The following is a 6,431-nucleotide window of genomic DNA, read 5'->3' on the forward strand; positions in this document are numbered from 1 at the left end:
ACACCCCCACCGCCGAGCCAAAGAAGAAGGGCAAAGGCAAAGGGAAGAAGAAAAAGGCTGCCGCCGAGTAGTGCGAACTTCGGACTGTTTTCGTGTCCGTCTCGCCAGAGTAGTCAGTGCTCAGTTCACAGTGCTCAGTTGGTTTTCTGCCGGGTCATTTCAGCTGAGAACCGAGCACTGAGAACTGAGAACTTCGTTCACGGCAGGGACCCGCGCTGCATGTGCCGCTCATTCTTGCTCTTCATCTCCAGCCTCCCCTTCAGCCTCAGAACAGGATGACAAGTGGCTATCAAATCCGCTTGGCATGAAGTCTTGCAGCCCCCTGATCTTCCCCCTACAATCCACGCCATGAGCCAGCAGACCCTTGAAGTCACACTCGACCCCACCCTGAGAAAAAAGGCCGCCAAAGTGCTGGATGGTTTGGGCTTGGACATGGACAGCGCAGTGCGGGTGTTTTTGAAGAAGGTCGTGGCCACGCACTCGATCCCCTTTGCACTGGCGGAGGAGCCTACTCCTTACCGCTTTAGCGCCAAGGAGACGAAGGAAATCCTGGCAGCCAAGCAGGACTCCAAGAAAGCAACTCAACGGAGCGGCCCCTTCACCACAGCGGAGTCTCTCATTCGCCACCTGCGAAAAGCCAAACCATGACGCTGCATACCACGGCTCGGTTTGACAAAGCCTTTGCCAACCTGGCGGTGCGTGATCAACGGCGAGTGGAGTCAGCGCTGACACTGTTCATGGATCAGCCCTTCCACCCCAAACTGAAGAACCACGGCCTGACCGGGAAGCTACGCGGCCTGCGTGCCATCAGCGCTGGGTATGATCTGCGCATCGTCTATGAAGAAGAGGATGGTCATGCCACCGTACTGCTGCTGAATACAGGCACCCATGATGAAGTGTATTGAATCCGTGCGGCGGGTCTTCAAACAGCTCATTCTTGCTCCTACTCTTGCTCTTCATCTCCAGCCTCCCCTTCAGCCTCAGCCAAGCCTGACTCCGCAGGCTCAAGCCAAGGGCCTTGCCCAGAAGGCTAGCTTGCCAACGGAATGACGGCTGGCTAGTCTAAGGCCGATTAGCCCACAATGACGTGTGCTAATCCACTTTTACCCACCCCAACAAGTCTCCTGCGATGCTGAAGAAAATCGGACATGGCCTACTGATGGTGATACTATCACCATTCATGTTGTTGGCAGGGATAGGCTTAGCGTTTTTTGGATTAATGGGATGGGCTGGTGAAGACGTGCATAAACGCGATTCGAAGTTCCTGTGGGTAGTCTTCACTGTACCCGGCATTGCGGGTTGGGTTTTGACGGTCTCGCAGGTTGGCTATGAATGGCATCCAGACTTTTGGCTGAGCTGGACGATTCGTGTGATTTACGGATTAGTCGCCCTTTATGCCTTGTTTTCATTGGATCGGGCCGGGGAAATCCTCAAGCAGCAGTTCCCAGCACTAACGAAAAAGCAAGAGAAGTGGGCATTGTAACACAGGGCGTCCATTTTGGTGCTAAGCTGGAGGGTTTAGAGATGTCCCGATTTCTGATCGATATTTCATCGGAGATTACCGATGCGCTTAACCAATCTTACCGACACTAATTGGATGGACAAGCGCTGGCGCCGCTCTTTTGGTCGTGCTGAATATAACTCCAAGCCGCCTACAAGTCTCGACGCTCACTACAAATCCTAAGCTGTCACCGCTTAGACCTTCTCCATTGAAATTTACGCAAACTACTAGCTCATAGAACACTATGTTTAAGAACCTTCTGTCTGCTCTGTTTGGCGCTTCAACTACAACCGTGCCTGCTTCTGTGCCGACAACAAAACCGCGAATGACCGCTTTGTCTGATACTCAACAACATCAGCACACAGTTCCAAACAAGTTAGCTACAGAAACAGGAAGTCGTGATATCTATCGCAAAGTCCTTCGTTGGAGACCCGATGACGAGTCTAGTGCAGAAGTTTTGGCAGAGATATATCGAGTGGGCATGTCAGATGGGACAGTCCAGCATGGTATCACTTACTTTCCGGGTCACATTTTTCTTGATGTTATAAACGCTCGGGCATCCCGCCAATGGCAGCAATGGTTCGACGGCAGTGGACCAACTCTGAGTGATGCTTGTCGATGGTTAATCGAACTTCATGGTGATCACAATTTCGACAGTCTCCCATTTGGCGCTGATCCCAAAGAGCATGCTGGACTAGTTACACTCCAAGCGATGGCATTCATTTCTGTCGTATACGCACTGATAATGTTGCCCACTCAGCGTGCACTTCCGGAATACCAACAGCGCCTCCGCAGTGATTTATCGGACCCGAAGTTACTTCCCGAGTATCAGCGCTACGAACCTCATGTAGCTAAGATGAAACAACTCATCCTAGATAAAAAGTTTGTAGACGCATTAGTTCCAGTTCATTACAGCACTGGAATGTTCCAGCAAATATAAGAGATAGAGGCACACGGCACCGCTATCAAAGCGCAATGGCGCGAGAAGTGCACGGAACTCGCAGAGTTCCAGGACTCACAGGCACAAGCACACTTCTCGCGCTCCTGCCGGAGCGCATAGACCACGAAAGAGACTGGCATCGCTGATCCGGTGGTTCTCGCTCGTTCCTCGCTTCACCACCGGCTTATCTCTTGCGAGCCTCCAGCTCGCTTGATGACATTGCCTTTACACCGTGAAAGCGGGCGGCTTAACGATCTTGTTGCAGTCGCCTGATCTGAGTCGTTGGGCTTGCGGATCTCTTTGCTCCGCCCCCAGATTCGCTGCCCTCACTTCACAGCCTCGTAGCGCCAGGTCCAGTCGCCGAGGTAGTCGGGGGAGCGGGGGGAGGCGTCTTTCTTTTTCTGCGGCTTCTCGGCGGCCAGAGCGCCGTCGTCGTCTTGGCCATCGGGGCCTGAATGCCACAGGCGGTAGCGGCCATCCGCACTCGGGCGGTAGTGCATCGGCGTGCCGTCAAAGGTGGTGAGGGAGGTGTTGGCGAGGTCTTCGAGCTTCGGCGGGTAACGGCCGTGCTGGAGGAAATGCAGCTCCAGAGCGCAGGCGATGAAGGCCTGGAGCCGCGTATTCTCAGCCAGGGCGCTGCTCCTTTTCACCTGACCCATGGCGGGCAGGGCGAGCCTGGCCAGCATGTTGTCGGGTCGGCTCAGAAGGTTCTGGCTCTTCACCCACACTTCCAAGGGTTCTGGCACAACGAGCGCGTTCTTCAGCCCTTGATCGCGATTGATGCGTACGAGGTGCTCCCATTCTGCCTGCACGAGGCTGGTTTTCATGTGCGTGAAGAACCCGGTGGGGATGCAGAGCATGAGGGTGTTTTCGAAGGTGGCTGCCTTGGCTGGGCCTTCACTTTGGATCATCGAGAAAAGCTCGACGGCTCGCCATGGGTCACGCTCCAGCAGCTCGCCCATATCCGCACCGGCCGCCATTTCACCACGCGAGGCCAGGAGCAGGCTGGCGGGGATGTCGAGGCCTTGAAAACCCTGCTGCAAGGTCTGGAGCATCTCGGCTGTGAGCGCCCGCTTTTGCAGCAGCACCCAGGTCAGCTCAGCGGCCGTGAATTGCTGGGTGATGCCCACCAGATGACCGATGAGGAAAGGCTCATGCAGGGCACCTTTGGCCAGCCTGAGGATGGCGATGACATCGCTCACCGCGGCGGCGGGATCGCCGGATTCCAGGCAGGCGAGGCCGTGGAGCCACTGGGCGCGAGATAGATCCTGCGCAAGGGTGTAATGCGGCATGGCAAGGGTGAAAAGGTTCTCCGGCAGGTTGGCGGCATCCCAACGCGGCAGGAACTCGACCTGGGAACGAGTGCGCGCGGCTTCGGCGAGCTGGGTGAGCATGGGCAGGTGCTGCTCCAGGGCTTGTCGCAGCGCTTTGGCATCGGCATTCGGCGGAAGCTGGAGCTGCTTTTGCTCGCGCAGGGCGGTGATGATTTTAGCCAGATCGGGTGGCTGTGCCTTCTTCAACCCCTCGAGGGCGAGCGCCTGACTCACAGGTTGATCGCGGAGGAACTGGCAGGCCTTACTGATGGCATCGCGCTTCGCTTGAGCGGCTTTGGCAGCAGGACTGTCTCCCGGCGCGAGACGAATGCCATTCAGCGGCTCGATGGCGGCGAAGTTTTGCGCCTCGGCGATGGGCGGTGGCAGGAGCTTGATGAAGTCGAGCGTTTCGCCTGCGGCATCGAGTTCGGCTTTCAGGCGTAACCAACGGCGCTGCCCTGACCAGCTCAACACGACAGCCAGCAGGACCCAGAGGGTGAGCAGCGTGATGAGTGTCCAAAGCAGGCGACGAAACCAGCGGCGGTGAAGGAGAGAGGTCATGGTGCGAGGAGGTGGATTATTTTAAAGCGAGGAGGGACTGCATGAGCTCGGCACGCTGGAGCATGGCATCCGCATTCAGAGCTGGCGCGGGTGCCGCCGGGTCTGAGGCTGCTGGCGTGGTGAAATGCAGGACGAGCACAGCGGCCCATGCGAGCCCCCAACCCACCGCGAGCCAGCGTGGAGGAGCCCGCCGGGGCCGGGGCGGAGCGCTCTGCAAGCGCGAGAGCATTTCCTCACGCCACGCCGGCGGCAGTGGCTGGAGCTGAAGCGATGAGAGTCGGGATTCGAGGTCGTCTTTCATGGCTGGATTTCGTCGTAGAGCGGACGCAGGAGCGTGCGCAGTTTCTCAATGGCGTAGCGGTAACGGCTGGCGGCGGTGTTCAGCGGGATGCCCTGGGTTGCCGCGATCTCTTCAAAGGTGAGTCCCTGCCAGAGCTTCAGATGCGCGACACTGCGCTGCTCGGGCGGCAGTTCATCCAGGGCCGCCTGCACCCGCAGCGCGAACTCGGCCGTGTCGGGATCGGCTTCGCTTTGAAAAAGAGGCTGCGGCTCTGAGGCACTGCGCTCTTCCGCGCTGCGGCGGCTGTGGTGACGGCGGAGCCAGTCGAGCGTCAGGTTGTGCGCCAGCCGCGTCAGCCAGGCCCGCTCACTTTCCACGCTAGGCAACCCTTGATGCTGAAGCTTCAGGAACAGCTCCTGAAGAAGGTCCTTCGCCTCCGTCTCCGATTTCACGATGCCGATGATGTAATGAAACAAGCCCGCCGCATGAGCATCGTAGAGTTCAGAAATCTGGCGGGTGGTGAGCATCGTGTCACCAGGATGACGCAGCAGGGCCTGCGATTTGTCTAACGAAGCTGCAAAAAGAAAACGGACGCGGAATGATCCGCGTCCGTTTTGAGGTTCGCACTGGAGGGATGCTTACACCGTGAAAGCGGGCAGCTTCACGATCTTGCCGCCGGCCATGGCGGACTCGTGGGCGCAGAGGCCGACGCAGGTCCAGTTGGCGGATTGTTTGGCGTTCGGGAAGGGATCGCGCCCTTCGACGAGGGCCATGGCGAACTCATGGGCGAGGTGCGGGTGGCTGCCGCCGTGGCCGCTGCCTTGCACGAAGCTGAGGTGCGTCTTTTTGCCGAGGTCATAGACACCTTTTGTCGTGAAGTCGCGGATGCTCTTGGGCAGCAGCTTGGCGTAGTCGGGTGATTTGATCAGCTTCGGAATCTTGTGCTCAGGCAGTTTGGCCGTGTGCATGATGAGCGGCTCGTGCTCGATCAGCGGCCATTCGATGGAGGCCTTGTCACCATACACGTCGATACTTTCGCGATACTGCCGCGCCGTATCGAAAAGGCTGCGAATCACACGCGCGCTCAGATCGCTGCCCTTGAACTTCACATGTGCGGTTTCCACCGCAAAGGGCGAGCCATACTGCTTCACCAGCTCAGGGCGGATGGTGCCCGAACCAAAGCAGCTCACGTATTCCGCAGGCTTGCCAGCCAGCGCGACCACGGGGCCGACGCAATGCGTGGCATACCACATCGGCGGCAGCCCGGGCCAGTAGTTCGGCCAGCCGTCCATGTCCTGCTGGTGGCTGGACTGGAGGAACTGGAGCTTGCCCAGTTTGCCTTTTTGAACCTGCTCCTTCATGAAGAGGAACTCGCGGGCATACACCACGGTCTCCATCATCATGTATTTCAAGCCGGTCTTCTTCACGAGGTCGCAGATCTTTTTGCAGTCCTCGATGCTCGTCGCCATCGGCACCGTACAGGCCACATGCTTGCCCGCCTTCAGCGCCTCAATGGACATCCAGCCGTGATCCGGGATCGGCGAGTTGATGTGCACCGCGTCGATGTTCGGGTCCTTCAGCATCTCCTTGAAGTCCGTGTAGCGGACATCCACGCCAAAGGCATCGCCGATGGCCTTCAGCTTCTTCGGATCACGCTGGCAGATGGCGTAGCAGACGGTCTCTGGATGACGCTGCCAGATGGGGATGAACTCCGCCCCGAATCCGAGGCCGACGACGGCGATATTGAGCTTCTTTTTGGGCATGGTGGTGGATGGGTGAGCCGCGTTTATACCGATGCACCCCTTTTTCGGAAACGACAAAATTTAGGGTGGATCG

8 protein-coding genes are annotated in these 6,431 nt (G+C 57.9%); 4 read left to right on the forward strand and 4 right to left on the reverse strand.

Annotation, left to right across the window (positions count from 1 at the left end):
• The first annotated feature begins 348 nt into the window (after positions 1–348).
• The 4 genes from AC6FTP_RS24730 to AC6FTP_RS24745 all read left to right on the forward strand — a co-directional run bounded on the left by AC6FTP_RS24730 (position 349) and on the right by AC6FTP_RS24745 (position 2,441).
• Positions 349–648, forward strand: a complete 300-nt coding sequence (locus tag AC6FTP_RS24730; protein ID WP_497209577.1) for a type II toxin-antitoxin system RelB/DinJ family antitoxin — start codon at positions 349–351, stop codon at positions 646–648.
• On the forward strand, positions 645–905 hold the full coding sequence (locus AC6FTP_RS24735; RefSeq protein WP_497209578.1) for a type II toxin-antitoxin system RelE/ParE family toxin: 261 nt from the start codon (positions 645–647) through the stop codon (positions 903–905). Before AC6FTP_RS24730 ends, AC6FTP_RS24735 begins: the two co-directional genes overlap by 4 nt.
• 224 nt (positions 906–1,129) lie before the next feature.
• On the forward strand, positions 1,130–1,483 hold the full coding sequence (locus AC6FTP_RS24740) for a hypothetical protein (RefSeq protein WP_497209579.1): 354 nt from the start codon (positions 1,130–1,132) through the stop codon (positions 1,481–1,483).
• Positions 1,484–1,745: 262 nt separating this feature from the next.
• A complete protein-coding gene (locus tag AC6FTP_RS24745; protein ID WP_497209580.1) occupies positions 1,746–2,441 on the forward strand; it encodes a hypothetical protein in 696 nt (231 codons plus the stop codon).
• A 326-nt stretch (positions 2,442–2,767) separates the two neighbouring features.
• Here AC6FTP_RS24745 and AC6FTP_RS24750 read toward each other — a convergent pair whose 3' ends face one another.
• The 4 genes from AC6FTP_RS24750 to AC6FTP_RS24765 all read right to left on the reverse strand — a co-directional run bounded on the left by AC6FTP_RS24750 (position 2,768) and on the right by AC6FTP_RS24765 (position 6,358).
• Positions 2,768–4,315, reverse strand: coding sequence for a hypothetical protein (locus AC6FTP_RS24750; protein WP_497209581.1), 1,548 nt, complete (start codon positions 4,313–4,315; stop codon positions 2,768–2,770).
• A gap of 16 nt (positions 4,316–4,331) precedes the next feature.
• A complete protein-coding gene (locus AC6FTP_RS24755; protein ID WP_497209582.1) occupies positions 4,332–4,616 on the reverse strand; it encodes a hypothetical protein in 285 nt (94 codons plus the stop codon).
• Entirely contained in the window at positions 4,613–5,122 is a 510-nt protein-coding gene (locus tag AC6FTP_RS24760) for an RNA polymerase sigma factor (RefSeq protein WP_497209583.1), read from the reverse strand. Before AC6FTP_RS24760 ends, AC6FTP_RS24755 begins: the two co-directional genes overlap by 4 nt.
• 111 nt (positions 5,123–5,233) lie before the next feature.
• Positions 5,234–6,358 (reverse strand): Gfo/Idh/MocA family protein, encoded by a 1,125-nt coding sequence (locus AC6FTP_RS24765; RefSeq protein WP_497209584.1) that lies wholly within the window; start codon positions 6,356–6,358, stop codon positions 5,234–5,236.
• Between the last annotated feature and the right edge of the window lie 73 nt (positions 6,359–6,431).

The sequence above is a fragment of the Prosthecobacter sp. genome, assembly GCF_044378005.1.
GTDB lineage: Bacteria > Verrucomicrobiota > Verrucomicrobiia > Verrucomicrobiales > Verrucomicrobiaceae > Prosthecobacter.